Here is a 26,273-nt window from a genome sequence, read left to right as displayed (position 1 = left end):
ACTAGTCGTCGCCGGGGGCGTTGCCGCCGAGCTTGCCGACGCTGATCGTGATCTGGTCGCCGGGCTTCGCGAAGCCGCCGCCCGCCGGGTTCTGCGAGATCACGACGCCTACCTTCGTGGGGTCGGCCGTGTTCTCGTTCTGGCGCTGCACCTTGAAGCCGGCCTGCTTCAGCGCGGCCTCAGCCTGATCACCCGTCATGCCGACGACGTTCGGCACTCCGGTCATCGAGCCGTTGCTCGTGAAGATGCGGATCGTGGTGCCCTTGCCCGCCTGGCCCGAAGGGTCCGTGCCGCTGACGGTGCCCGCTGGAAGGTTGGAATCCTGCTGGCCGCCGTCTTCGGCGACGAAGCCGGCCGTCTCGATCGCCTGCTTCGCGGCGTCGAACGACAGACCCGCGACCTGCGGGATGTCGACGAGCACCTGCTTGAACGCCGACTGGTCGGGTTCAGGGAACTCGGCACCGCCGTACTTGTTGTCGGCGAGGGTCATGATGCGCTTCCACATGCGGTGACGCGCGGTCGCGGCCGCACCGCTGTCGAAGCTCAGCTGACGGAGGTTGGCATGCCCCGTGACGTTGCCGACCCAGACGGCGGTCGCGACGCGAGTCGACGCACCGTTCATCCAGGTGCCCTCGTTGTTGTCGGTGGTTCCGGTCTTGCCGATGTGCGGCACGCCCGTGCCGGTGTTCGACGCACTCGCAGTGCCGCTGAAGGTCTGCGCCATGGCGTATCCCATCGCATGTGCGACCTCGGGGGCCACCGACTGCGGGCACGCTGTTTGCGGCACGGCCTGCTCTTCGCCCTTGTTGTTGACGATGCGCGCGATGGCGACGGGCGAGCAGGTCGCGCCGTTGTTGGCGACACCGGCGAACGCGCTCACCATGCTCAGCGGCGAGACCTCCTCGGTGCCGAGGATCGCGCCCGGGCCGAAGATCGCATCAGGGTTGATGGAGCGCGTGCCGTCTTCGGCGTACTGGTACTGCTGTCCGAGATCGAGCCCATCGGCACGACGGACACCGAATGCCTGCGCCGTGTCGCGGATCTTGCAGAGGTCGAGCTGCTGCGCCATCGCGATGAACGCGGTGTTGACGGAGTACTTCGTGGCGTCGACGGCGTTGTTCGCTCCGGTGCCGTCGTCGTTCTTCGGATCGTAGTTGCCCTTCCAGCCGCCGTAGCATGCCGCGGGGAAGGAGGTGAAGTTCCGCCGGCTCCCGTTGAAGGTCTCCCGCAGCGAATGGCCCTCGTTCAGCCACTCTGCGAGGGTGAACACCTTGAAGGTCGAGCCGGGCTGGAAGCCGAGAGACCCGCCGTACGCGTAGTCGGTGCTGAAGTTGATCGAGCTGTAGTCGCCCGCGCTGGCGGCGATGACGTCAGGATCCTGCGTGTACTGCTTGTTCTGCGTCATCGCGAGGATCTTGCCCGTGCCGACCTCGACGCTGACCGCCACCGAACCGACGTCGAATCGCGGATCCGCGAACGGCACGTTCTCGCGCATGGCTGCCTCGGCTTCGCCCTGGAGCTCGAGGTCGAGCGTCGTGTAGATGTCGAGCCCGCCCTTCTGCAGCATCTGCGTGCCCTCGTTGACATCCGTCGTCTCAGGGTTGTCGAACTGGTTCTTGATCACCCAGGTCACGTAATCGCAGAAGAACGCCGATCCGCCCGCCGACTGGCAGCCGGTGCTCGGCGCGTGGATCACGGGCGTCACCGGAGTGGCGATCGCAGCCGCATGTTCCTCAGCAGTGATCTTCTGGTACTCGAGCATCTTGTCGAGGATGTAGTCGCGACGCTCCTTGTTCGCGGCGTACGGCGTCGGCTCGCCCTTGTCGTTGACCGACGCGGCGCCGTTGTCTTCGTCTTCGGGCTGGTCGAGACGCAGGGCCTCGGGGAAGTTCACGATGGCGATGAGGCTGGCCGCTTCGGGCAGCGACAGGGTCGCCGCGGTCTTCGTGAAGTAGTACTGCGCGGCCGACTCGATGCCGTACACGCGACCACCGAAGGCGGCGATGTTCAGGTAGCCCTTGAGAATGTCGTCCTTCGAGTACTCCTTCTCGAGGGCGATCGCGTAGCGGATCTCCTTGAGCTTGCGGGAGACACTCACCTCGGTCGCCTCGTCGTACGCCTTCTCGAACTCCTCCTGGTTCGTCGCCTTCGCCGTGTTGTTGTTGATGAGCACGTTCTTGACGTACTGCTGCGTGATCGACGATCCGCCCTGCGTGTCTTCGCCGCTCACGGTCTTGAGTGCGCCGCGCACGGTGCCCTGGATGTCGACGCCGCCGTGCTCGTAGAAGCGCGGGTCTTCACCGGCGACCGCTGCGTCCTTCACGTACTGGCTGATCGCGTCCCACGCGACCTCTTCGCGGTTGTCGTCGAAGAAGGAGGCGAGCAGGTACGGGGAGCCGTCGGGAGCCGTCGCGTAGATGTTCGACCGCTCGGCGAGGTCGGCGGGCTCGAGGTACCCGGGCAGGTTCTCGAACAGCGAGATGCTGTTGTTCGCCGCCATGCCGGTGACGGCGAGGGCCGGGGTCACGGCGGCGGTGACGAGCACACCTGCGAGAGCGCTCATGCCGACGAAGCCGAGGATTCCGGCGCCGACGTCGCTCATCGTACGTTTTTGGGCAGACATATAGTGGAGCTTAACGGAGAAGGCTGACAAATCCCGCTATGCACGCTGTGCGTCGCAGCGCGGTGAAGGCGCGCCGACGCACGCGATTCCCGCGCTCCGTTCGACACCGCGCACATCCGACGGTCGCGGCCGTCGATGCATGCGACACAGAGACGAGGAACCATGACGACCTGGGAGTACATCACCACCCCGCTGCTCATCCACAACACGGCGGCCATCCTGAACAACTGGGGTTCCGAGGGATGGGAGCTCGTGCAGATCGTGCAGGGCCCCGAGGGCGGCCTCGTCGCCTACCTGAAGCGCCCCACCGGAGGAGAATCGTCCGCCGCGGCATCCGCCGGCGCGGCGGCGGCGGCACAGGCCGCCAAGCAGTTCGAGGGCGAAGCCTGATGGCCGCCTTCGAGGCGCGACTCGCCGAACTCGGCATCGTCCTGCCCGACGTCGCACCGCCCGTCGCCGCCTACGTGCCGGCCGTCGTCACCGGCGCCCACGTCTACACCTCGGGTCAGCTGCCCTTCACCGCGGGTGCGCTGCCCGCGACGGGCAAGGTCGGCGACGGCCATGGCCTCGTGCCCGCCGACGATGCGAAGGCGTACGCCCGCACCGCGGCGCTCAACGCCCTCGCGGCGGTGCGCGCCGAGATCGGCTCGCTCGACCGGGTCACCCGCATCGTGAAGCTCGTCGGCTTCGTGGCATCCGACCCGGCGTTCACCGGACAGCCCGGCGTCATCAACGGCGCGTCCGAGCTGCTCGGCGAGGTCTTCGGCGAAGCGGGCCGCCACGCGCGCTCCGCGGTCGGCGTCGCGGTGCTGCCGCTCGACTCGCCCGTCGAGCTCGAACTCGTGGTCGAGTTCGAGTAGGCGCAGGCAGCAGGCACGAATGACGGATGCCGCGTCGGGATCGCTCCCGACGCGGCATCCGTCGTCTCAGGGCTGGAAAGCCCCCTACTTCACCTGCTCGCTGATGACCTGCATGATCGAGGTGTCGGCGAGCGTCGTCGTGTCGCCGATCTCCCGGCCCTCTGCGAGGTCGCGGAGGAGCCGGCGCATGATCTTGCCCGACCGTGTCTTCGGCAGCTCATTGACGATGAACACCTGACGGGGCCGTGCGATCGCGCCGATCTGCTGGGCGACGTGCTTGCGCAGTTCGTCGCTCGCCGCGCCGATGTCGGTCACCTGATCGGCCTGGCTGGCCTTCAGGATCACGAACGCGACGACGGCCTGGCCCGTCGCCTCGTCGGAAGCGCCGACGACCGCGGCCTCGGCCGTCCACGGGTGGGCGACGAGCGAGGACTCGATCTCGGCGGTCGAGAGCCGGTGGCCCGAGACGTTCATGACGTCGTCGACCCGGCCGAGCAGCCAGATGTCGCCGTCTTCGTCGCGGCGGGCACCGTCGCCGGCGAAGTACTTGTCGCCGAATTTCTCCCAGTAGGTCTCCTTGAACCGCTCCGGGTCGCCCCAGATGCCGCGGAGCATCGACGGCCACGGCTCCGTGATCGTGAGGAGGCCGCCTCCCTCGCCCTCGATCGGCGTGCCCTCGTCGTCGACGATGTCGATCGAGATGCCGGGCACTGGAACCTGCGCCGAACCGGGCTTCAGGTCGGTGATGCCGGGCAGCGCGGAGATCATGATCGCGCCGGTCTCGGTCTGCCACCACGTGTCGACCACGGGGATGGAACCGCCGCCGATCACGTGCCGGTACCAAATCCAGGCCTCGGGGTTGATCGGTTCGCCGACCGAGCCGAGGAGTCGCAGCGACCGCACGTTGTAATCGCGCACGACGTCGCGTCCCTGCTTCATGAAGGAGCGGATGGCGGTGGGCGCCGTGTACAGGATCGAGACGCGGTACTTCTCGATGATCTCCCACCAGCGGCCGGGATGCGGCGTGTCTGGCGTGCCCTCGTAGAGCACCTGCGTGGCGCCGTTGGCCAGCGGTCCGTAGACGACGTAGGAGTGGCCGGTGATCCAGCCGACGTCGGCGGTGCACCAGTAGACGTCGCGCTCGGGGTGCAGGTCGAAGACGTTCTTGTGGGTGAACGCCGTCTGGGTGAGATACCCGCCCGAGGTGTGCAGGATGCCCTTGGGGTTGCCGGTCGTTCCCGAGGTGTAGAGGATGAACAGCGGGTGCTCGGCGTTGAAGCCCTGCGCCTCGTGCTCGGCATCGGCCGCGGCGAGCTGCTCGCTCCACGACACGTCGCGCCCGTCGACCCATGCCACGTCGTCGCCGGTGCGGTTCACGACGAGCACCGAGCGCACCGTGGTCTCGGCGGCTTCGATCGCCTCGTCGACCGTGGGCTTCAGCGGGAAGGCCTTGCCCTTGCGGTAGCCGCCGTCGGCGGTGATGACGACCTCGGCCTGGGCGTCGTCGATGCGCGACTGCAGGCTCTTCGAGGAGAATCCGCCGAACACCACCGAGTGGACGGCGCCGATGCGCGCGCACGCGAGCATCGCGATGACGGCCTCGGGGATCATCGGGAGGTAGATGGCGACGCGGTCGCCGGACTGCACGCCGAGCGTGAGGAGGGCGTTGGCCGCGCGCTTGACCTCGGCGGTCAGCTCCGCGTAGGTGATGGAACGGCTGTCGCCCGGCTCGCCCTCGAAGTGGAGCGCGACGCGATCGCCGAGGCCCGCCTCGACGTGGCGGTCGAGGCAGTTGTACGCGACGTTGAGTTCGCCGTCGTGGAACCACTTGGCGAAGGGCGGGTTCGACCAGTCGAGGGTCTGCGTGAACGGGGTGCTCCAGGTGAGCAGCTCGCGGGCCTGGTCGGCCCAGAATCCGAGCCGGTCGGCCGCGGCGTCTTCGTAGAGATGCTCGTCGGCGACGGCTTGGGCGGCGAACTCGGGGCTCGGGCGGAATCGCCGGATCTCCTCGAGCGCGTGATCGATCTGAACGGTCATGGTTCTTCAGTCGCTCCTTCGCGAGTGTTCTTCGGATGGGTCGCCTGCCCCACGCAGCACACTACCCGCCGCTCCGATCAGGCGCGGAATCGTGGCGTCGTGTAGCGTCGCAGACGGATTTCGCGGCGGAACGGCGCGCGTTCCTGTGTCTAAGCGCAGAGAATTCTGTATGTCGGCACAAATGAGGACAAAAAGTGCTTGCGCATACTTCTACAGGCCGTATGCTGAGTACCGCCCGAACACTCGTTTCGTGGCCTGCAGCGCTCGTGATTCCCCCCAATCCTTGCGCTGCCGAGGCGGCACCTGTTCCCCCCAATGGGTGCCGCCCCCTTTCGTTAACGGGCAGTGCCCGTGTGCACCGCAAACGAGATCGAGTCCTCCTCCACAATGATGTGGGGGAGGCTCTTTCCGTATCAGGGGTCGAACGGATGCCGCAGCGCCGCAGTCGGTTCGTACGCTCGCGACATGACCCTTCCCTTCGTCGCTTCGCCCTCCTGGCAACGTGAACCGCCGGTGCCGCCCGCCGTCGAGCGTGCGTTCGGGCCTCGCGTCACCGGGCCCTCGCGTGAAGCCGAGTCGCGCGCCATCGCCGTCGACGCGCTCGAACCCGCGATGCCGACTTCCTCGCATGCCGCACCGGTGCAGCAGCACGGCGGCGATGTCTCCCTGCTCGGCCCGCTCGAGGCGTTTGCCGTCGATGGGCCGGTGACCGATCTCTTCGTGAACGGCGACCGCGGACTCTGGATCGACCGCGGCGCCGGAGCCGAGCCCGAACCGGGTTGGGCGGCCGATGAGGCGGAGGTGCGCGCGCTCGCCGTGCAGCTGATCGCTCGCGGCGGGCGCCACATCGACGAGGCGACACCGGCGGTCGACGTGCGACTCGGCGCCGGCATCCGCGTGCACGCCGTGCTGCCGCCCGTCTCGGTGAGCGGCACGACGATCTCGGTGCGCGTGCCACGGGCCGGGGGATTCTCGCTCGCGGCGCTCGCGCGGGCCGGGATGGTCGATGCGGCGCAGCGGGAGGTGCTGCGAGACGCGGTCCGTTGCCGCAAGAACCTCCTCGTGACGGGCGCCGGCGGCACCGGGAAGACGACGTTGCTCGCCGCGCTGCTCGCGGAGGCACCCGATCGGGAACGATTGATCGTCATCGAAGACGTCGCGGAGCTCCAGATCGATCATCCCCACGTCGTCTCGCTCGAAGCGCGCCAGGCGAACCTCGAGGGCACGGGTCGGGTCGGGCTCGACGCACTGCTCAGGGAGGCGCTTCGCATGCGACCCGATCGACTCGTCGTCGGCGAATGTCGGGGCGCCGAGCTCCGCGAACTCCTCGCCGCGCTCAACACCGGGCACGACGGCGGCGCGGGCACGCTGCACGCGAACTCGCTCGCCGACGTCCCAGCACGTCTCGAAGCACTCGGCTCCATCGCCGGTCTCTCTCCCGATGCGCTCGCCCGACAGACGGTGAGCGCGTTCGACCTCGTGCTCCACCTCGACCGAGCCGGCGGTCGGCGCCGCCTCGCGCAGATGGGCAGATTCGAGCAGCGAGGCGACCGGCTCGTCGTCGAGGCGATATGAACGGGCGGATGTCGGCGCCGAGACAGCTGCTCGACCGCGTCACCGGGCGTCGGCGCACCGACCCGGCGGCCGAGGTCGACGCGATCGCCGCCGTCACGGAGCGGCTCGCCGTGCTCCTCGCCGCCGGCGTCCCCGCCCCGAACGCATGGAGCCACGTGGGTGCCGACTCGATGTCGGTCGCCGATGCCGCCGTCCTCGAGACCGCGGCAACGGCGGCGAGAAGCGGCGATCCGGTTGCGCCGGTCATCGTCGAAGGGCTCGCCGACCGCCCGACGACGTCGTCGGCGTGGCCGGTGCTCGCGGCGGCTTGGGCGGTCGCCGCCGAGTCGGGTGCACCACTGGCCGGGAGCCTGCGCGACCTCGCGACGGTATTGCGCGACGAGGCACAGTTGCGACGGGAGGTGCGGTCGGCGCTCGCCGGCCCCGAGGCGAGCGCTCGCCTCGTGATGGCGTTGCCGGCGATCGCGGTGCTGTTCGGCGCGACGCTCGGCTTCGACACGATCGGCGTGCTCTTCGGCAACCCGATCGGGCTCACCTGTCTGGCGCTCGGCCTCGCCATGCTCTGGCTCGGACACCGGTGGAACCGGGCTCTCGCCGAGCGGGCCGGTCGTTCACGCGTCGATGCCGGCCTCGAACTCGAACTGCTCGCGATCGCGATGTCGAGCGGAGTGTCGATCGATCGGGCGCGAGGGTTGACCCGCGACACCATCGTGGCGTTCGTCCCGCATGCCGGGGACGGCGCAGAGGTCGAGGCCGTGCTCGGCCTCGCGGCACGAGCGGGTGCCCCGGTCGCCGAGCTGCTGCGCGCCGAGGCCTTCCGGCTCCGCAGGGCCGCGAGATCGGCGGGCGTCGAGCGGGCGGCCGCGCTCGGCGTGCGCCTCATGCTGCCGCTCGGACTCTGCGTGCTTCCGGCGTTCGTACTGCTCGGCGTCGCGCCGCTCATGATCTCGGTCGTCACCGGCACGCTCGGCGGTGCCGTGTGACCCGATCCGACTCGTGCCATTCGAGAGCCGACCAGCCGGCACCACAGGAGGGAACACCATGCACGCACGATCCGACACCGAACCCCGACGAGAGCGCAAGCGACCCGGGCCGAGCTCTCGCCTCGTCAGGCGGATCGTCGTCCGCCTGGCGGGCGAACGGGGAGCCGCGACCGCCGAGTACGCCGTGGCGACGATGGCGGCGGTCGGGTTCGCCGGCCTCCTCGTCATCATCCTCCGCGGCGATGAGGTGCGAGGTATCCTCACCGATCTCGTGCGGAATGCGCTCACGGTCGGCTGACGGCGAACGCGGGAGCGTGACCGCGGAGTTCGCGGTCGCGCTACCCGCCATCGCACTCGTCCTCGCGGCCAGCCTCGCCTCGGTGCAGCTGGCGGGCCAGCAGGTGCGCCTGACGGACGCGGCCGCGGACGCGGCCCGCGCGCTCGGTCGTGGCGAGTCGGAAGGCGCAGCGGCGGCCATCGCCGATCGCGTCTCGGGCGGGGCCGGGCTCTCCGCGGCGACCGACGGGCAGTTCGTCTGCGCCGTGCTCACCGGTTCCGGCAGCGGGCTGCTCGCTGCGATCGAGTTGCGCGCGGAGGCCTGCGCGGTGACGGGAGGCCGGTGATGGTCCCGCGTCGATGCACCGACCGGCGTCGGGCCGCCGCCCTCGATCGCGCCGGAGATCCCGAGACGGGGGCGGCGTCCGTGGTCGCGGTCGGCATCATCGGGGCGATGACCGCGCTCGCCGTGGCGCTGCTCGCACTGCTCGGCGTGTTCGTTGCGTCGCAGCGCGCGGCGAACGCCGCCGACGCCGCCGCGCTCGCGGCGGCGGATGCGATGTCTGGCGCCGTCGCCGGTGTGCCGTGCCGGCTCGCCGGTGCCGTCGCTGCTCGCAACGGCGCCCGGCTCGACGCCTGCGAGGGCGATGGTGCCGCCGCATCCGTCACGGTCGTCGTCGCGGCGGTGCCGGGATTCGCGGTCACGGCCTCAGCGAGGGCAGGGCCGCCCGGATGGGCGGGTCAGCCGTCGGCGCCGCCGTGATCGGCGCGAACCGATCGATCAGTCGAACACGGTCTCGACGAAGCGGTATTCCACCGCCGTCGGTCGGTCGTCTCCCGGTGCTGCGAACTCCATGCCGGCCGCGCGGGAGTACACGTAGTGCTTGCCCTGATCCGTGTTCAGCTCGAGTCGCGGTCGAGGGTCTCCGGACTCGAGGAAGGCGGTGGCCACCGTCTTCCCCTCGAGCGGTCCATCGACCAGCATCGCCGTGTACGAACTCGTCGTTGAGGTGTCCATGATCGCCATTCTCCTCGGCGTGCCGAGAACCGCAAGGGGGCGCGGGGAGCAAGCAGGAACCGGTCCCGTCGTTCCGCGAGTGCGCCTCCTCCCGGCCAGTGTGTGTATGGTGTGGCTGTCGGCGCAGCATTTCGCCGGCTCTGGCACACCGCTCGGGGGCGCGGCTTCGAATGTGCGTTCTCGTCCCAATTGTCAACAAAGAGGAGTCTGGTGTCAGGCGCGAAAAAACTGGTCATCGTCGAGTCGCCCACGAAGATGAAGTCGATCGCCCAATACCTGGGCGACGGCTACGAAGTGCTGTCTTCCGTCGGACACATCCGCGACCTCATCGAGCCCAAGAACCTGCCGGCAGAGCTGAAGAAGGGCCCGCTCGGCAAGTTCTCCGTCGACGTCGACAACGGCTTCGAGCCGTACTACGTGGTGTCCGACTCCAAGAAGAAGACCGTCGCCGAACTCAAGCGCGCGCTGAAGAATGCCGACGAACTCCTGCTCGCAACCGATGAGGACCGCGAGGGCGAGGCCATCGCGTGGCACCTCCTGCAGGAGCTCAAGCCGAAGGTGCCCGTGCGCCGCATGGTCTTCCACGAGATCACGAAGGACGCAATCCAGAAGGCGAAGGACAACACCCGCGAGCTCGACACCGCGCTCGTCGACGCGCAGGAGACCCGGCGCATCCTCGACCGCATCTACGGGTACGAGATCTCGCCGGTGCTCTGGCGCAAGGTCGGCCCCGGCCTCTCCGCCGGCCGTGTGCAGTCGGCGGCCACCCGCCTCGTCGTCGACCGCGAGCGGGAGCGCCTCGCCTTCGTCGCCGCGGGCTACTGGGACCTCGCCGGGCGCTTCTCGGCCGAGGCATCCGACAACGCGACCTCGTTCGAGGCGAAGCTCGTGCGTCTCGGCGGCGAGCGCGTCGCGACCGGCCGCGACTTCGACGACGCCGGAACGCTGAAGAGCAAGGCCGTCGTGCTCGACGAGGCGACCGCGGCCGCACTCGTCACCGCCCTGTCGGCGGAGACCGTCTCTCGCACCGTCTCCAAGGTCGAGTCGAAGCCGTACTCCAGGCGCCCGGCCGCACCGTTCACGACCTCGACGCTGCAGCAGGAATCAGCCCGCAAGCTCCGCCTCTCGGCCCGCGACACCATGCGGGTGGCGCAGTCGCTCTACGAGAACGGCTACATCACCTATATGCGCACCGACTCGTCGTCGCTGTCGCAGCAGGCGATCACCGCCGCCCGCACCCAGGCGACCGCGCTGTACGGTGCCGACTCGATCCCCGACAAGCCCCGCGTGTACGCCGGCAAGTCGAAGAACGCGCAGGAGGCGCACGAGGCCATCCGCCCGTCGGGCGAGGTGTTCCGCACCCCAGCCGAGCTGCAGAGCGTCCTGCGCGGCAGCGAGTTCAAGCTGTACGACCTCATCTGGAAGCGCACGGTCGCCTCGCAGATGGCCGACGCCAAGGGCCAGACGGCCACGGTCACGATCGAGGTCGGCCCGACGGCAGCGGATGCCTCGGCGCCCGCCGAGGCATCCGCTCCGGTCGGCGGCACGATCGCCGAGTTCACCGCGAGCGGTACGGTCATCACCTTCCGCGGCTTCCTCGCCGCATATGAGGAGAGCCGTGACGAGGAGCGCAACGCCGACGAGACTCCCGGCGAGGCGAAGCTGCCCCCGCTGAAGGAGGGGCAGTCGCTCGCCATGGCCGACCTCGAGGCCAAGGGCCACGAGACGTCGCCGCCGCCGCGCTACACCGAGGCGAGCCTCGTGAAGCGACTCGAGGAGCTCGGCATCGGCCGCCCTTCGACGTTCGCCTCGATCATCTCGACGATCATGGACCGCGGGTACGTCACCCAGCGAGGCCAGGCGCTCGTGCCGAGCTGGATCGCGTTCTCGGTCGTGCGACTGCTCGAGGAGCACTTCGGCGATCTCGTGGAGTACGACTTCACCGCCGAGATGGAGGACGACCTCGACCACATCGCCGCCGGCGAGGCCGACCGCGTCGACTGGCTCTCGAGCTTCTACTTCGGGTCCGACAAGCACCGCGGGCTGCGGCAGGTCGTCGACAACCTCGGCGAGATCGACGCCCGCGAGATCAACTCGGTGCAGATCGCGCCCGACATCACGCTGCGCATCGGCAAGTACGGTCCCTACCTCGAGATCGTCGAAGAGGGCGCCGCGCCGGACGCGACGCCGCGACGGGTGAACCTGCCCGAGGGCCTCGCCCCCGACGAGCTCACCGAGGCGAAGGCGCGCGAGCTCATCGACGCACCGGTGCAGGAGGCTCGGGTGCTCGGCGTCAACCCCGAGAACGGCAAGGAGGTCGTCGTGAAGGACGGCCGCTTCGGCCCGTACGTCACCGAGCTCGATCCTGAGCCGGCGGCTGCTCCCGAGGCCGAGGCCGCCGAGGCATCCGTCGACCCCGCCACCGGTGAGGTCGTCGACGCGCCGAAGCCGAAGGCCAAGCGCGCCGCGAAGAAGGCCCCGGCCGAGAAGCCGCGCACCGCCTCGCTCTTCAAGAGCATGCAGGTGGCGGAGATCGACTTCGAGACGGCGCTGAAGCTCCTGAACCTGCCGCGCGTCGTCGGGATCGACCCCGAGACCGAGACCGAGATCACCGCGCAGAACGGCCGCTACGGCCCGTACCTGAAGAAGGGCACCGACACGCGCACGCTGCCGAGCGAGGACGCGATCTTCGAGATCGGCCTCGACGGCGCGCTGGAGCTCTTCGCTCAGCCGAAGTACGGCGGACGTGCCGCTTCGAGCGCCCTGAAGGAGTTCGACGCAGACCCCGTGAGCGGCAAGCCCATCAAGGTGAAGGATGGCCGATTCGGGCCCTACGTCACCGACGGCACGACGAACGCGACCATCCCGCGCGCCGAGTCGGTCGAGGAGATCACCTTCGAACGCGCCGTCGAACTGTTGCAGATCAAGCGGGACAAGGGTCCTGCCGCGCCGCGGGCGAAGAAGCCGGCTGCGAAGAAGCCCGCTGCGAAGAAGGCGCCTGCGAAGAAGGCCCCCGCGAAGAAGGCGGCGACCGACAAGTGAGCGACGGGCTCTTCATCACCCTCGAGGGCGGCGACGGGTCCGGCAAGACGACTCAGGCCGAGCTGCTCGGCGCGTGGCTCGTCGAGTCCGGAAGGACCGTGGTGCGCACGCGCGAACCCGGCGGCACCGACGTGGGCATCGAGGTGCGCGAGATCGTGCTGCACCACCGTGGCGACATCGCGCCCCGCGCCGAGGCCCTGCTCTACGCCGCCGATCGGGCGCATCATGTCGCGACCGTCGTGCGCCCGGCCCTCGCCCGTGGCGAGGTCGTCCTGCAGGACCGCTACATCGACTCGTCGGTCGCCTACCAGGGCGCCGGGCGCGTGCTCGACGCCGGGGCGGTGCGCGGGCTCTCCGAGTGGGCGACGGAAGGGCTGCGGCCCGATCTCACGATCCTGCTCGACCTTGACGCCGCGTCGGCGCGCACGAGGCTCGACGACGCGCGCACGCGCTACGACCGGCTCGAGGCCGAGGCATCCGAGTTCCACGACCGGGTTCGCGGTGCCTACCTCGAGATCGCCGCTGCGGAGCCCGAGCGCTTCCTCGTGGTCGACGCGGCGCAGCCCGTCGAGGAGATCGCCGAGGCGATCCGTGCCCGAGTGGCCGGTCTCCTCTGAGCGCGTCGAGCGCGTCGGGGGCGTCGAGCGCATCGTCAGCCGCTGACGGTAGCGTTGAACCGTGAGCGTGTGGAGTGAGCTGACGGGGCAGGACGCCGCGATCGCGCTCTTCCGCGCCGCTGCCGAGTCTGCAGGGGCGAGAGCGACCGCCGGCACCGGCACCCAGCAGATGACGCACTCGTGGCTCGTCACGGGCCCTCCCGGATCCGGACGCTCGAACCTCGCGTATGCCTTCGCGACGGCGCTCATCTCGGGTGCGCCAGACGGCGACGAGCGAACGCAGGCGCAGGTCGATGCGCGCAGTCACCCCGACCTGCACGTGCTCGCGACCGAGGGCGTCATCATCAAGCGCGACGACGTGCGCGACATCGTGCGCCGCTCGCACTACGCGCCGTCGATCGGCAGGCACCGGGTCATCATCGTCGAAGACGCCGATCGCATGACCGAGCAGACCTCCAACTTCCTCCTCAAGGAGCTCGAGGAGCCGCCGGAGCGCACCGTGTGGATCCTCTGCGCGCCGAGCGAGGCCGACCTCATCCCCACGATCCGGTCGCGCGTGCGTTCGGTGCGGCTCCAGGTTCCGAGCATCGCGGATGTCGCGGCGCTCCTCGAACGCCGCGACGGCGTCGATCCCGTGCTCGCCGAGCGCGCCGCGCGCGAGGCGCAGAGTCACATCGGCATGGCGCATCGGCTGGCCACGAACGAAGAGGCGCGGCGGCGCCGCTCCGAGACGCTCGAGCTCGCGCTCGCGGTGCGCTCGGCATCGGGTGCGGTGGCCACCGCGGCGAGGTTCATCGAGGTCGCCGGTGAAGACGCGAAGGCCATCGGTGAGCTTCGCGACGCCGAAGAGCGAGCGAATGCCCTGCACTCGCTCGGCGTCGCGCCGGGTCAGGCGGTGCCGAACGCCCTCCGCCCGCAGCTGAAGGCGCTCGAAGACGACCAGAAGCGCCGCGCGACCCGCAGCCTCCGCGACGGCATCGACCGAATCCTCGTCGATCTCGCGTCGCTCTACCGCGACATCCTGCTCATCCAGCTCGGCGCCGACGTGCCGCTCGTGAACCGCGAGCTCGAGACGGGCATGCAGCGCGCCGCGGCATCCGCTTCGCCTGCTCGCACGCTCGCGACGCTCGATGCGATCCAGCAGGCGCGCACTCGCATCGACGGCAACGTCTCGCCGGCGCTCGCGCTCGAGGCGATGCTCATCTCCGCCATCCGACGAACGACCGAACGAGGGGCCGCATGACCGACACGACCAGCGCACGGCGACGGATGCCGCGTGGCACGCGCGCGATCGCGATCGTGGGCGCACTCGCCGCGATGCTCGCACTGAGCGGTTGCGTGCCCGAATTCCTGAGCCCGAAGCAGCCGATCTCGACGCCGACCGGTGAAGAGGTCGCCGCCGACCTGGAGCCCTTCTACACGCAGGTGCTCGAGTGGGAACGATGCGGCGACGGCATGGGCTGCGCCACGGCGAAGGCCCCCCTCGACTGGAGCGACCCCTCGGCCGGCGAGACCGAGCTCGCCCTCGTACGCCACGTGGCCACGGGCGACAAGCTCGGCTCCCTGCTCGTGAATCCCGGCGGACCGGGTGGTTCCGGCTACGACTTCGTGATGGACTCCCTCGACTACGCCGTCGGCCAGCCGCTGCAGGATCGGTTCGACGTCGTGGGCTTCGACCCTCGCGGCGTCGGCCGGTCGTCGGGGGTCGTCTGCTACGACGCTCCCGAGATGGACGAGTACCTATACGGCATCACTCCCGGCGTTCGCGGCAGCGACGAGTGGATCGCCGAGATCGAGACGACCGAGAAGGCCTTCGGTGAGGCGTGCGCCGAGAACACCGGTGAGTTGCTCGGCAACGTCGACACCGAGAGTGCGGCGCGCGACATGGACCTGCTGCGCGCGATCCTCGGCGACGAACAGCTCAACTACCTCGGCTTCTCGTACGGAACGTTCCTCGGCGCGACCTATGCCGAGCTCTACCCCGACAAGGTCGGCAAGCTCGTGCTCGACGGCGCGATCGACCCCTCGGCCAGCGAGACCGAGGTGTCCCAGGCGCAGGCCGTCGGGTTCGAGAACGCGCTGAAGGCCTACCTCGAGTACTGCCTCTCAGGAAGCGAGTGCCCCTTCGACGGCACCGTCGATGACGCTCTCGACGAGATCAGCCGGCTCCTCGCCTCGGTCGATGCGAGTCCGCTGCGCGGTACCGATGGCCGCCTCGTCGGCGCCGACACGCTGGTGACCGCGATCATCTACCCCCTCTACAGCGCCGATTCGTGGCCGTACCTGGGCGACATGTTCGAGTCCGTCATGTTCGGAGACGCCGACATGGCGCTCGCCTTCGCCGACGGCTACAACGGGCGCAGCGAAGACGGCACCTACCTCGACAATTCGGCCGAGGCGTTCACCGCGGTGAACTGCCTCGACTACACGTACCAGTCCGACGTCGCCGTGATGCGCGAGAAGGCCGCCGCGACGGCGGAGGTCGCGCCGGTCATCGGCCCGTACTTCGGGTTCGGCGATCTCGGCTGCGTCAACTGGCCGTACCAGAGCGACGTCGAGCGCGCCGAGATCCAAGCGGAGGGCGCCGCGCCGATCCTCGTCATCGGCACCACGGGCGATCCCGCGACGCCCTACGAATGGGCGGTCGCCTTGGCGGAGCAGCTCGAGAGCGGCACGCTCGTCACCTACGAGGGCGAGGGGCACACGGCCTACAACAAGTCGAACCCGTGCGTGAACGACGCCGTCGAGGCCTACTTCATCGACGGCACCGTGCCCTCCAGCGACCCGAAGTGCTGAAGGTGGTCAACGAGACTCCCGAAACCCGCTAACATGGATTCTCGTGCCAGTCGGTGCGCTTCAGCGCTCCGGATGCCACGCCGCCTTAGCTCAGTCGGCAGAGCGTTTCACTCGTAATGAAAAGGTCGTGGGTTCGATTCCCACAGGCGGCTCCACATCAGGAAGACCCGGAGAGATCCGGGTCTTTCCTCGTTTCAGGCGCGCTGGAACGACCTCGTAGGCAGACGAACGGCCCGGGGTCTCCGGGCCGTTCATCGCGCAGGAGGAAGAGTCAGGCGCTCGTCGACGCTAACCCGCCTTCGCCGGCGCCGCACTGCCCCGAACGGGGGCATGTTCGCACACGGACGGCCCGGGGTCTCCGGGCCGTCCGCATCTCACGCGAGGAAGAGCGCGTGCGGTCGGCGGCTCATTGCAGGGCCGGGCGTAGCGCGGCCGCGTAGGCCTGGTACCCGGCGGCGTTGGCATGGAACGAGTCGTTCGAGCGAAGCCAGCTCCAATCGTTGATCCAGGGCGAGCTGCTGCCGATGCCGTGACCCGCGAAGGGCGACTCGACATCGACGTACACGGCTCCGGATTGAACGGCTGCCGCTTCGATCGCGTCGTTGAGCGCCGCGGTGCCGGTGTTGACCCGTGCAGCCCACTGGTAGCGGGAGATGGATGCGAAGAGCAGCGGATAGCCGGTGACGGCGACCCGCGCGCCCGGTGCCTTCGCGATGATCGCCGCGATCGTGTTTCGCACGTTCTGGGCGAGAGTGCCGCTCTGGACGATGGTCTCACCCGCCACGATGTGCGACTCGCACGAGCTGTTCACGAGCACGAAGCAGTTCTGCATCACGTTCGCGAATCCCACGTCATTGCCGCCGACCGTGAGCGTGACGCGCACGGCATTCGCCGGAAGGGCGGGAACCTGCTTCGAGATCACGTCGGCCGTGGTGGCGCCGCGGCAGGCGGGTCGAGCGGCGAGGGCGAGGTTCGCATCGGCGTCGAGCAGTGCCGGATACCCCTTCGAACTCGTGTAGCAGGTCGTCTCGAGGTAGCTGCCGGCGCCGAGGCCCGCCGCATAGGAGTCGCCGACCGCCGCATAGGCGAGCTGGGCGGTGCCTCCGCCGTTGCCGTTCCCGCCGCCGCCTGGCTTGCCCTTCCCGGTCGTGGCGGCCAGTGCCGGCGAGGCGATCGACCCGAGCGCGACGACGGCCGTGACGACCGCCGCGGCGAGTGCGACGCGGTACCGAGATGCGGCGATCACGGCAGTGCCAGTGCGGTGAGCAGCGCGTCGCGGTAGGCGACGTAACCGGCGGCGTTGGGGTGGAGGAAGGTGATCGGATCGGTCGGCTCGATGCCGAGCCACGGGTCCGCGGAGCCGACTCCGTGACCCGCGAAGAGGCCGGTCACGTCGACGTAGCGGGCATCGATTCCGGATGCCGCGGCGCCTCCGACGCCCGCCTGGACCTGCGAGTTCATCACGACGGTGAGCAGGTTCACCTGATCGGTCAGCTCGCTGTAGCCGGGCCTGAAGGGAATCGCGTACCCCGTCACCAGGATCTCCGCGCCGGGTGAACGACTCGCAATCGCCCCGACGAGTCCGCCGACATCGATTGCCAGCTGGTCCGTGGAGAGGTACGCCTGCGCGGCCCCGACGGCCGCGAGGCACGCCTCGACCGGTGACGGCGGCGTGCACGCCGCGAGGATGCCGGTCAGGTCGACCTCGTTCGCGCCGACGGTGAGGGTCACGAGCGTCGTGCCGCGGTTCAGCTGCGAGAGCTGGTCGGCCGCGACATCCGCGATCGTCGCCCCGCTGCAGGAGGGGTTCCGCAGCAGGTTCGTGCGCGGAGCTGCGTCGAGGAGCGTCGGGTAGCCGCTCGGACTCCGGAGGCAGGCGTCGACGTAGCCGCCGGCGCCCTGGCCGGCGGCGACCGAGTCGCCGAGGGCGACGTACTTGGCGACGGTCGATGATGAGGAGGGGGAGGAGGGTGGCGCGGCAGCAGCCGGGCCGGCGATCCCCGCAGGGATGGCCACGAGGGCGATGATGGCCGCGGCGGCGGTGCCGATGACGCGGCCTTTCCAAGGGAGAACAGCCGTCATGACTGAACGTTAGACCTGATCGTGAGGATTCCACATGATCCCCGAACAGGGGGAACGCGCCGGCGCAATAGGCTGTCGTCATGACGGAACGACTGCGGTGGGGCATCCTCGCGACCGGCGGCATCGCGCACGCCTTCGCCAACGACCTGAAGCTCAACGGATTCACCGTGCAGGCGGTCGGGTCGCGCTCGCAGGAGAGCGCTGACGCGTTCGCCGCCGAGTTCGGCATCCCGAACGCGCACGGCAGCTACGAGGCACTCGCCGCCGACCCCGAGGTCGACGTGATCTACGTCTCCACGCCGCACCCGATGCATGCGGCGGGCGCCACGCTGGCGCTCGAGGCGGGCAAGCACGTGCTCGTCGAGAAGGCGTTCACGGTCAACGCAGCCGAGGCGCGTGCCTTGGCGGAGCTCGCCGCATCCAAGGGCCTGCTCGTGCTCGAGGCGATGTGGACCAGGTACCTGCCGCACATGGCCCGCATCCGCGAGATCATCGCCGAGGGCGTATTGGGCGACCTCCGGACGCTCATCGCGGACCACACGCAGTTGCTCTCCGACGACCCGGCGCACCGCATCAACGCGCTCGAGCTCGGTGGCGGGGCGCTCCTCGACCTCGGCATCTACCCGGTCTCGTTCGCGTGGGACCTCTTCGGTGCGCCGGACACCATCCACGCCTCGGCGACGTTCCGGCCCACAGGCGCCGATGCGCAGATCGCCGTCGTCTTCGGATACGAGGGCGGTCGCATGGCGGTCACGCACTCGGCGAGCGATGCGCAGGGCGCGAACACCGCCGTCGTGCTCGGCACCGAGGCTCGCATCGAGATCGATCACGTCTGGTATACGCCGACGACCTTCCGGGTCGTCGCCGCCGACGGAACCGTGCTCGAGGAGTACCGCTCCGAGGTCACGGGTCGAGGCATGCACTTCCAGGCCGAAGCCGTCGAGCGCCTCGTCGCGGCGGGCACCCTCACCGGCGACCTGCTTCCGATCGACGAAACCGTCGCGATCATGGCGACGCTCGACGAGATCCGTCGACAGATCGGCCTCGCCTACCCGGGCGAATGACCGGCGGCGCCGACCTATAGCCGATCGCCTGTAGCCGATCGGGTGCATTACAGGTTCTCTTGAGGATGACTCCGTAGGATTCCCGGGTGATCGACGAGACGGATGGCGCGGGGGAGACCCCCGACGAGGGCGAGCCCTCGGTCGCGGCCGGCGACCCCTCGATCGCGGACCCCACGCCCGACTCGTCGGACTCCGAGACCGTCGTGATCACGACCAGCGAGCCCGAAGCGTCGGAGGCTGCCGAACCGGCCGAACCGGCCGAACCGGCCGACCAGGCCGGGTCGGGCGCGCTCGCCGCGATCGCCGCGTTCGCTCGCAAGCACCGGCTGCCGCTCATGATCGCGGGCGGCGTGGTCGCCTTCGGCCTGATCGGTGCGGGCGCGGTGGCGGCCGGCGTCGCGAGCAGCGGAGGGGCTGCGGCATCCGTTGCGGCCGTCACGACGCCGACGCCCACGCCGACCGTCGATCCGGCACGACCGGTGCCCGCAGCGGTCGGGGCGGCAGCCCGTCTCCGCACCTGCTCGGTCGCCGATCGCGCGGCCGACGGGCGCCTCGCGAACTTCCAGGCGCAGGTGATGAACGCCGCGACCGGCGAGGTGCTCTACGACCGTGGCGGCACGACGGCCTCGCGCACCGCGAGCGTCATGAAGGTGCTGACCTCCGCCGCGGCGCTCTCGGTGCTCGGCCCCGACTACCGCACCGCGACGACCGTCGTGAAGGGCGCCGAGCCGGGCTCGGTCGTGCTCGTCGGCGGCGGCGACGCGACCCTCTCCCGCACCCCTGGCGGCACGGAGACCGTGTACCCCGGCGCCGCGCACCTCGATGACCTCGCCGCCCAGGTCGAGGCTGCATGGTCCGCGGATCCGTCGAACCCGCCGCTGACGAAGCTCATCCTCGACGCGAGCTACTTCAGCGGCGACGAGTGGGAGCCGAGCTGGAACCTCAAGGAGCGCGAAGACGGCTACATGTCGAACATCGCCGCGCTCATGGTCGACGGCGATCGCGACAACCCCGGCTCGAACACCTCGTGGCGCAGCGGCGACCCGGTGGCCCGCGCTGGCGACGCGTTCGCGAGCGAGCTCGGCGGCATCAGCGTGATCGAGCGTGGCACCGCTCCGGCGGGCGCCCAGCAGCTCGGGCAGGTGCAGTCGCCGACGGTCGCGCAACTGGTCGACAAGGCGCTCGTCGTCTCCGACAACACGGTCGCCGAGATGCTGGCACGCCTCGTCGCGATCGAGACGGGCGCCGGCAACTCCTTCGGGGCGATCAACGCCGGGGTGCTGCAGGGCCTCGCCGCCTACGGCGTCGACACCACGGGCATCACGATCGTCGACGGCTCCGGCCTGTCCGACAACAACGCCGTGCCGCCCGCGTACCTGACCCGGCTCTTCGTGAAGATCAACGCGCGCGAGGGCAACCTCGGGGTGCTCATGGACGGGTTGCCCGTGTCGGGCCAACGGGGGTCGCTCGGGTACGACGACCGATTCTCGGGCGACAACTCGGTGGCCGACGGCGCGGTCTCGGCGAAGACGGGCTGGATCGACACCGGCTATACGCTCTCGGGCGTCGTGCGTGCACAAGACGGCGCCACCCTGACGTTCGCGATCTACGCCCTCGGCGATGTCACCGACGAGGCGAAGCAGGCGATCGACACGCTGACGACGGGCTTCTACCTCTGCGGCGACAATCTTTCGAACCAGTGATCCCGCGGTTCGCCGAGCGTCGAGTATCGCCCCGACGTCGTCACGTCGGCCGTCGTCGGGATGCTCAGGCCGCGGTCGTGCGCGCACGGAACGAGCTCGGCGGCTCGCCGAACTCGGCGCGGAATGCGCGGCTGAAGTGCGCGGCATCCGCGAAGCCCCACCTCGTGGCGACCTGGCCGATGGGACGATGCGCGGTCAGTGGATCGCCGAGTTCTCGGCGACAGCGGTCGAGTCGGCGCGCCCTGATGAACGTCGAGACGGTGAGCCCCTCCTCGTGGAAGAGCGCGTGCAGGTGCCTGGTCGAGATGTAGACGGCCGCGGCGATGCTGCCGGGCGTGAGATCGGGATCGCTCAGATGGTCGTCGATGTAGCTCTGCACGCGTCGGAGCATGGCGAGGTGCGGTCGATCGGCATCGCGCGCCACGTCGAGTTCGCGCGCGTAGAGGGTGGTCACGAGGTCGACGGCGTTGCGTGCCAGCCGCCCGCCGATCGGGCCGTCGAGCTGCTGCAGGTCGCCCGCCAGTTCACCGAGGAAACGGGCAACGACCCGCGCGAGACCGGTGCCGCCGTCGATGGTGGCGGCGGTCATGCCGCGCACGGCGTCGGTCGGCAGTTCGAGCATGCGATGCGGCACCATGAGCACGAGGGTGCTGAACTTCTCCTCGAACACGAGCGTGTAGGGCGAGTCGGTGTCGTAGACCGTGAGGTCGCCGGGGCGGAGCACCGCCTCGCGGTCGTCCTGGATGAGCAGGCCCGTACCGGCCAGTTGCAGGCCCACCTTGAAGCAACGGTGGCTCGATCGGGCGACGAGTTCGGGCGTGCGGTGGATCTCGTGGCCGTCGGCGGTGACGACCGAGACGTGCACGTCGTCGTTGGTCGAGGCGCGGATGTCGCCGCGGAACGAGTCCTGTCGGTCGGAGCGCACCTGCAGCGGCACGAACGACTGCGAGACGAGTGCGCTGAACTCGCCGAAGCCGAGCGGCAGGGCCACCCGATCGAGTGGGGCGAAGCGCACGGATTCGTCGGGCACGTGCATGCACCTCATCTCTGGGGGAAGGGACGTCAACGTCCGAGTGGGGAGACTCTACGCCTGTTGAGGCAAAACCGACAGGTCGAGCCTGCGTTGGGGGTCAACCACCCTTCGCTCTGCGACAAGGCGGGAGACGCCCAGAGGGGAATCATGAGGCGGAACCGGGCGACGCCGCCGTGGCTCGCTCCCCGTCGGATAAGGAACCCCCAGCCATGACCTCCACGACGTCCACACCACCGAAGCAGAGCAGCGGCCTCGGTCGCCGCCGCCTGGGCGTGCCATCCGTCACCCTCATGATCATCGCCGCGTCGGCCCCCCTCACCGTCGTCGCCGGCGGGGTCACGACCACGTTCGCGGTCACGGGAGTGATCGGCGTGCCGATCGGCTTCATCGTGCTCGCCGCAGCGCTCGCCGTGTTCGCCGTCGGCTATGCGGCGATGAGCCGGTACGTGACCAATGCGGGCGCCTTCTACGCCTACATCGCGCAGGGAATCGGCCGGCCGTTCGGGGTCGGCGCGTCGCTCGTGGCGCTCGTCGCGTACAACGCGATGCAGGTCGGCATCTACGGGCTCTTCGGGTTCCAGATGTCGATGTTCCTCGAGGCGAAGCTCGGCATCGCGACCCCGTGGTGGCTCTGGATCCTCGTCTGCATCGGCGTGGTTGCCGTGCTCGGAGTGAACCGCGTCGACCTCTCGGCGAAAGTGCTCGGCATCCTCGTGGCGCTCGAGTTCGTCGCCGTGCTGGTCTTCGACATCGTCTCGTTCTCGGTCGCGCCCGAGGGAGTGAGCACGGCGGGCCTCGAACTCTCGAACCTGTTCGTGCCGGGGGTCGGCGCCGTGCTCTCGTTCGGCATCGCCGCCTTCATGGGCTTCGAGTCGGCCGCGATCTACGGCGAGGAGTCGAAGGACCCCAAGCGCACGGTCGCCCGCGCCACCTACGCGGCGGTCGCGATCATCGGCGTCTTCTACGCGTTCAGCGCCTGGGCCTTCACCGTGGGGATCGGTCCGTCGCAGATCGCCGAGGCCTCGGCGACGTACGGCCCCGACCTCATGTTCGTCTTCATGAGCGAGCATGCCCCGGTCATCATCAGCGACCTCATGCAGGTGCTGTTCCTCACGAGCCTGTTCGCGGCCCTGCAGTCGTTTCACAACGCGGTCGCCCGCTATCTGTACTCGCTCGGGCGCGAGGGGGTTCTGCATCCCCGACTCGGCTCGGTGCGCGCCGTCTCCCGTGCGCCGTGGGCCGGTTCGCTCGCGCAGACGATCATCGCGCTCGTGGTCACGCTCGGCTTCGTCTTCGCGGGTGAGGTCATGGGGCTGAAGAACGATTTCGCGCCCACCGAGTTCCTCTATCCGGTGCTCACGATGTTCACCTGGTTGACGAACACGGGTGCGATGGGCCTCGTGCTGCTCATGTGCATCATCGCCATCTCGGTGATCGGGTTCTTCCGGCGCGACCGGCGCGGACTCGGCCGCTGGTCGACGTTCATCGCACCGCTCATCTCGGCGGTCGTCCTCTTCACCGTGTTCGTGCTCATCGTCGCGAACTTCAACGTGCTGCTCGGCCAGGCCGAGACGACCCCGGTGACGTTCGTGCTGCCCGCGCTGCTCATCGTGCCGGGCGTGCTCGGCGTCATCTGGGGCTTTGCCATCCGGAAGCGGAATCCCGAGCTGTACGCGCGCATCGGTCACGGCATCGAGGAGGCCGAGGTCGACCTGATGGACGGCGAGGGGCACCGCGGGATCTGAGCCTGCGCAGGGCGGCCAGTGGCCGACGCGGCTACGAGCCGAGGGCGGCGATGGCGGCCGGGGCGGCCATGGCGGCGAGCATGACGGTCATGCCCGCCGCCATCGCGCCGTGTCGCAGCGCCGCCCGTCCCGTCCGCACGGCCCTGGCCGCCACGCACGCGCCGAGCGCGATCACGGCGATCAGGGCCGGCCACTGGAACGGCAGCACGGTGCCGCCGTGGTGGACGGCGGACGACGCCTCGGCCGCCCCGACGCCGGCGAGCAGCCATCCGGTGGCGATCAGGGCGAGGGCGTGGTGTAGGTCGGCGAGGGGGCGGCCGCATCGTGCCGCCGGGTCGGTCCGACGGATGCCGCGTCGGGCCCGGATGCCGATGGCGAGACCCGTTGCGACGAGGAGCGCCGACCAGGCGAGCCCCGGCACCAGGTGCGTGACGGCCGTGTCGAGCATGGCGGCGGCCATGACGAGGGCGGCCACGACGTCGAGAGTCCGCACCCGGCCGGGCGCCAGGGCGGCCACCGTTCCCGCCAGGGCCCCGAGGAGCATGACACCGTGCGCGATCTCGACCATTCGTCTTCCGAATCTTCCCTGTTCCGGTGCGTGCGGTTATGTTACTCGACAAACGTAGAGAAAAAGGTCCAGCATGACGACGACGTCCACACACCACTCGATCGGCCGGCGCGACGAAGCCAGCGCGGCAGCACCCCAGGCGCCGAACGGCCGAGCGCCGCACGCGGCGAACGACCCGCTGCGCGGACTCTCCGCCGACGAGATCGACGCAGCGCGCGACATCCTGCACGAGGCCGCGCTCATCGGCGAGGCGACCCGCTTCGTCTACGTCGGACTCGACGAACCGGCCAAGGCCGATGTGCTCGCGGGCACCGACCTGCCGCGCATCGTGCGTGCCCTGGTCCTCGATCGGTCGACGGGCGCGTCGGCCGACCTCCGCGTCTCGATCACCGACCGTGCAGTGCTCACGAACGAACCGATCGACGGTGCGAATGGCCACGTGCCGATCCTCGACGTCGAGTTCGAGGCGATCTACGACCTCCTCGGGGCGGAGCAGGAGTGGCACGACGCCCTCGCCAAGCGCGGCATCACGCACGGGCAGGTCGCCCTCGCGCCGCTCTCGGCCGGCAATTACGGCTTCGAGGCCGAGGCGGGCCGTCGCGTCATCCGGGTGCTCGCATTCATGCGCGAGAACGAGCAGGACCACTGCTGGGCCCACCCTGTCGACGGCCTCTGCGCGTACGTCGACATGATCGAGGGACGCATGTTCGAGCTCATCGACCACCGCGTCTACGACATCCCGGCCGAGGGCGGGAACTTCGACGACCCCGCGGTGCAGGGCGCGCCGCTCGACACCCTGAAACCGATCGAGATCAGCCAACCCGAGGGGCCGAGCTACTCGGTCGACGACGATCGGGTGAGCTGGGCGAACTGGCGCTTCTCCCTCGCCTTCGATGCCCGGGAAGGGCTCGTGCTGCGCCGCATCCGCTACGTCGACGCCGACCAGGGCGGCGAGGAGCGCGACATCGTCTACCGCGCCTCGATCGCCGAGATGGTCGTGCCCTACGGCGACCCCTCGCCCGCGCGCTTCTGGCAGAACTACTTCGACACCGGCGAGTACGTGTTCGGCCGTTACGCGAACTCGCTCCAGCTCGGGTGCGACTGCCTGGGCGAGATCCGATACTTCGACGCGACGATCGCCGACGAGTTCGGGCACCCCCGCGTCATCCCGAACGCCATCTGCATGCACGAGGAGGACTACGGCACCCTCTGGAAGCACACCGACATCTACACCGGCTCGAACGAGGTGCGCCGCCAGCGCCGGCTCGTCATCAGCTTCTTCACCACCGTGGGCAACTACGACTACGGCTTCTACTGGTACCTCTACCTCGACGGCACCATCGAGTGCGAGGCCAAGCTCACGGGCGTGCTCTTCACGTCGGCTTTCGACGCCGAGGCCGGCGACCACGCGAGCGAGGTCGCCCCGGGCCTCGGGGCGCCGTACCACCAGCACCTCTTCAGCGCGCGCCTCGACATGATGGTCGACGGCCTCGCGAACGCGGTCGACGAGGTCGACGCCGTGAGCGTGCCGATGGGCGAGGGCAACACCTACGGCAACGCCTTCACCAAGCGGACGACGCGCCTGCGCACCGAGGCCGAGGGTGCACGCGACGCCGACCCCGCGGCAGGACGCACCTGGCATGTCGTGAACACCGAGAAGACGAACCGCCTGGGGCGTCCCGTCGGCTACGAGCTCATCGCCCAGGGATCGCCCACGCTGCTCGCCGACCCCGAATCGGTCATCTCCCAGCGCGCCGGCTTCACCCGGAAGCACCTCTGGGTCACGAGGTACGACCAGGCCGAGCGGTACCCGGCGGGCGACCTCGTGAACCAGGGCCCGGGCGGCGACGGCCTCCCGCGCTACACGGCCGCCGACCGCTCGATCGACGGCGACGACATCGTGCTCTGGCACACGTTCGGTCCGACGCACTTCCCGCGCGTCGAGGACTGGCCCGTCATGCCCGTCGATACCGCCAAATTCACGTTGAAGCCCTACGGCTTCTTCGGCCGCAACCCCACGCTGAACGTGCCGTCGTCGGCCTCGCTCGGCATGGCCTGCCATACCGGCGCCGCGCGCGCCGAAGCCGCCTCGGCCGGTCACGGCGCGAGCGGGCACGCGGCGCACGAAACCCACGAGGCGAGCGGATGCCACTGCGCAGCCGGGGCGTGCACCTGCGCCGGCCACGGGCACTGACCACGCACTGACGCGCACGAGGGCCGGATGTCGCAGCCGCGGCATCCGGCCCCGTCG

General features: G+C 69.6%; 22 protein-coding genes and 1 tRNA gene. 16 read left to right on the top strand and 7 right to left on the bottom strand.

From position 1 onward, the window contains the following. Position 1: 1 nt before the first annotated feature. Positions 2 to 2,602: a transglycosylase domain-containing protein gene (locus ESP57_RS05035; protein ID WP_243648400.1), complete on the bottom strand. Its 2,601-nt coding sequence runs from the start codon at positions 2,600 to 2,602 to the stop codon at positions 2 to 4. Positions 2,603 to 2,785: 183 nt separating this feature from the next. On the opposite strand from ESP57_RS05035, the gene sp36 reads away from it, so the two are divergent. Further along, positions 2,786 to 3,013 carry a Sp36 family protein gene (sp36, locus tag ESP57_RS05030; RefSeq protein WP_056010205.1) on the top strand — a complete coding sequence of 76 codons (228 nt, stop codon included), beginning with the start codon at positions 2,786 to 2,788 and terminating at the stop codon, positions 3,011 to 3,013. After that, positions 3,013 to 3,483 carry a RidA family protein gene (locus tag ESP57_RS05025; RefSeq protein ID WP_129230740.1) on the top strand — a complete coding sequence of 157 codons (471 nt, stop codon included), beginning with the start codon at positions 3,013 to 3,015 and terminating at the stop codon, positions 3,481 to 3,483. The genes sp36 and ESP57_RS05025 overlap by 1 nt, the downstream gene beginning before the upstream one ends. 84 nt (positions 3,484 to 3,567) lie before the next feature. Here the strand turns inward: ESP57_RS05025 and acs are convergent, their stop codons facing one another. Continuing rightward, positions 3,568 to 5,520: an acetate--CoA ligase gene (gene acs / locus ESP57_RS05020; protein WP_129230739.1), complete on the bottom strand. Its 1,953-nt coding sequence runs from the start codon at positions 5,518 to 5,520 to the stop codon at positions 3,568 to 3,570. A gap of 465 nt (positions 5,521 to 5,985) precedes the next feature. Between acs and ESP57_RS05015 the strand changes: the two genes are divergently transcribed. The 5 genes from ESP57_RS05015 to ESP57_RS04995 are packed head-to-tail and all read left to right on the top strand — an operon-like array spanning position 5,986 to position 9,117. Beyond that, complete coding sequence (locus ESP57_RS05015) at positions 5,986 to 7,095, top strand: TadA family conjugal transfer-associated ATPase (RefSeq protein ID WP_129230738.1); 1,110 nt, start codon at positions 5,986 to 5,988, stop codon at positions 7,093 to 7,095. A gap of 8 nt (positions 7,096 to 7,103) precedes the next feature. Then, positions 7,104 to 8,078 (top strand): type II secretion system F family protein, encoded by a 975-nt coding sequence (locus ESP57_RS05010; RefSeq protein ID WP_056010198.1) that lies wholly within the window; start codon positions 7,104 to 7,106, stop codon positions 8,076 to 8,078. Positions 8,079 to 8,136: 58 nt separating this feature from the next. Next, positions 8,137 to 8,376 (top strand): DUF4244 domain-containing protein, encoded by a 240-nt coding sequence (locus ESP57_RS05005; RefSeq protein WP_115957165.1) that lies wholly within the window; start codon positions 8,137 to 8,139, stop codon positions 8,374 to 8,376. Between the two features lie 16 nt (positions 8,377 to 8,392). Beyond that, entirely contained in the window at positions 8,393 to 8,701 is a 309-nt protein-coding gene (locus ESP57_RS05000; RefSeq protein WP_243648399.1) for a TadE family type IV pilus minor pilin, read from the top strand. Beyond that, on the top strand, positions 8,701 to 9,117 hold the full coding sequence (locus ESP57_RS04995) for an Rv3654c family TadE-like protein (protein WP_129230736.1): 417 nt from the start codon (positions 8,701 to 8,703) through the stop codon (positions 9,115 to 9,117). The genes ESP57_RS05000 and ESP57_RS04995 overlap by 1 nt, the downstream gene beginning before the upstream one ends. Before the next feature lie 18 nt (positions 9,118 to 9,135). Here ESP57_RS04995 and ESP57_RS04990 read toward each other — a convergent pair whose 3' ends face one another. Next, on the bottom strand, positions 9,136 to 9,372 hold the full coding sequence (locus ESP57_RS04990; RefSeq protein WP_129230735.1) for a hypothetical protein: 237 nt from the start codon (positions 9,370 to 9,372) through the stop codon (positions 9,136 to 9,138). Between the two features lie 210 nt (positions 9,373 to 9,582). Between ESP57_RS04990 and topA the strand changes: the two genes are divergently transcribed. The 5 genes from topA (at position 9,583) to ESP57_RS04965 (ending at position 15,982) form a co-directional block, all read left to right on the top strand. Continuing rightward, positions 9,583 to 12,414 carry a type I DNA topoisomerase gene (gene topA, locus ESP57_RS04985; protein ID WP_115957171.1) on the top strand — a complete coding sequence of 944 codons (2,832 nt, stop codon included), beginning with the start codon at positions 9,583 to 9,585 and terminating at the stop codon, positions 12,412 to 12,414. Continuing rightward, complete coding sequence (gene tmk, locus ESP57_RS04980; RefSeq protein ID WP_129230734.1) at positions 12,411 to 13,031, top strand: dTMP kinase; 621 nt, start codon at positions 12,411 to 12,413, stop codon at positions 13,029 to 13,031. Before topA ends, tmk begins: the two co-directional genes overlap by 4 nt. Positions 13,032 to 13,092: 61 nt before the next feature. Beyond that, positions 13,093 to 14,274 (top strand): DNA polymerase III subunit delta', encoded by a 1,182-nt coding sequence (locus tag ESP57_RS04975; RefSeq protein ID WP_129230733.1) that lies wholly within the window; start codon positions 13,093 to 13,095, stop codon positions 14,272 to 14,274. Continuing rightward, positions 14,271 to 15,827 (top strand): alpha/beta hydrolase, encoded by a 1,557-nt coding sequence (locus ESP57_RS04970; RefSeq protein ID WP_165877375.1) that lies wholly within the window; start codon positions 14,271 to 14,273, stop codon positions 15,825 to 15,827. Before ESP57_RS04975 ends, ESP57_RS04970 begins: the two co-directional genes overlap by 4 nt. Positions 15,828 to 15,906: 79 nt before the next feature. Beyond that, positions 15,907 to 15,982, top strand: a tRNA-Thr gene (locus tag ESP57_RS04965). Between the two features lie 251 nt (positions 15,983 to 16,233). Here ESP57_RS04965 and ESP57_RS04960 read toward each other — a convergent pair. Beyond that, on the bottom strand, positions 16,234 to 17,073 hold the full coding sequence (locus ESP57_RS04960) for an SGNH/GDSL hydrolase family protein (protein WP_165877374.1): 840 nt from the start codon (positions 17,071 to 17,073) through the stop codon (positions 16,234 to 16,236). Further along, positions 17,070 to 17,909 carry an SGNH/GDSL hydrolase family protein gene (locus ESP57_RS04955; protein WP_129230731.1) on the bottom strand — a complete coding sequence of 280 codons (840 nt, stop codon included), beginning with the start codon at positions 17,907 to 17,909 and terminating at the stop codon, positions 17,070 to 17,072. Before ESP57_RS04955 ends, ESP57_RS04960 begins: the two co-directional genes overlap by 4 nt. An 80-nt stretch (positions 17,910 to 17,989) precedes the next feature. On the opposite strand from ESP57_RS04955, the gene ESP57_RS04950 reads away from it, so the two are divergent. Both ESP57_RS04950 and ESP57_RS04945 read left to right on the top strand, forming a co-directional pair. Beyond that, positions 17,990 to 18,973, top strand: coding sequence for a Gfo/Idh/MocA family protein (locus ESP57_RS04950; RefSeq protein ID WP_056010181.1), 984 nt, complete (start codon positions 17,990 to 17,992; stop codon positions 18,971 to 18,973). A gap of 86 nt (positions 18,974 to 19,059) precedes the next feature. Continuing rightward, positions 19,060 to 20,676 carry a D-alanyl-D-alanine carboxypeptidase/D-alanyl-D-alanine-endopeptidase gene (locus tag ESP57_RS04945; protein WP_243648398.1) on the top strand — a complete coding sequence of 539 codons (1,617 nt, stop codon included), beginning with the start codon at positions 19,060 to 19,062 and terminating at the stop codon, positions 20,674 to 20,676. A 64-nt stretch (positions 20,677 to 20,740) separates the two neighbouring features. Here the strand turns inward: ESP57_RS04945 and ESP57_RS04940 are convergent, their stop codons facing one another. Continuing rightward, a complete protein-coding gene (locus tag ESP57_RS04940; RefSeq protein ID WP_243648397.1) occupies positions 20,741 to 21,706 on the bottom strand; it encodes an AraC-like ligand-binding domain-containing protein in 966 nt (321 codons plus the stop codon). A gap of 212 nt (positions 21,707 to 21,918) precedes the next feature. On the opposite strand from ESP57_RS04940, the gene ESP57_RS04935 reads away from it, so the two are divergent. Further along, entirely contained in the window at positions 21,919 to 23,454 is a 1,536-nt protein-coding gene (locus tag ESP57_RS04935) for an APC family permease (RefSeq protein ID WP_129230729.1), read from the top strand. Positions 23,455 to 23,485: 31 nt separating this feature from the next. Here the strand turns inward: ESP57_RS04935 and ESP57_RS04930 are convergent, their stop codons facing one another. Then, positions 23,486 to 24,022 carry a hypothetical protein gene (locus tag ESP57_RS04930; RefSeq protein WP_129230728.1) on the bottom strand — a complete coding sequence of 179 codons (537 nt, stop codon included), beginning with the start codon at positions 24,020 to 24,022 and terminating at the stop codon, positions 23,486 to 23,488. 73 nt (positions 24,023 to 24,095) lie between these two features. Here ESP57_RS04930 and ESP57_RS04925 point away from each other — a divergent pair, with 73 nt between their 5' ends. Next, entirely contained in the window at positions 24,096 to 26,216 is a 2,121-nt protein-coding gene (locus ESP57_RS04925; RefSeq protein WP_129230727.1) for a primary-amine oxidase, read from the top strand. The last annotated feature ends 57 nt before the right edge of the window (positions 26,217 to 26,273 follow it).

The organism is Agromyces fucosus (genome assembly GCF_004134865.1).
Lineage (GTDB): Bacteria > Actinomycetota > Actinomycetes > Actinomycetales > Microbacteriaceae > Agromyces > Agromyces fucosus.
The sequence above is the reverse complement of the archived record's forward strand: the minus strand, read 5'-3'. Positions and strand labels throughout refer to the sequence as shown.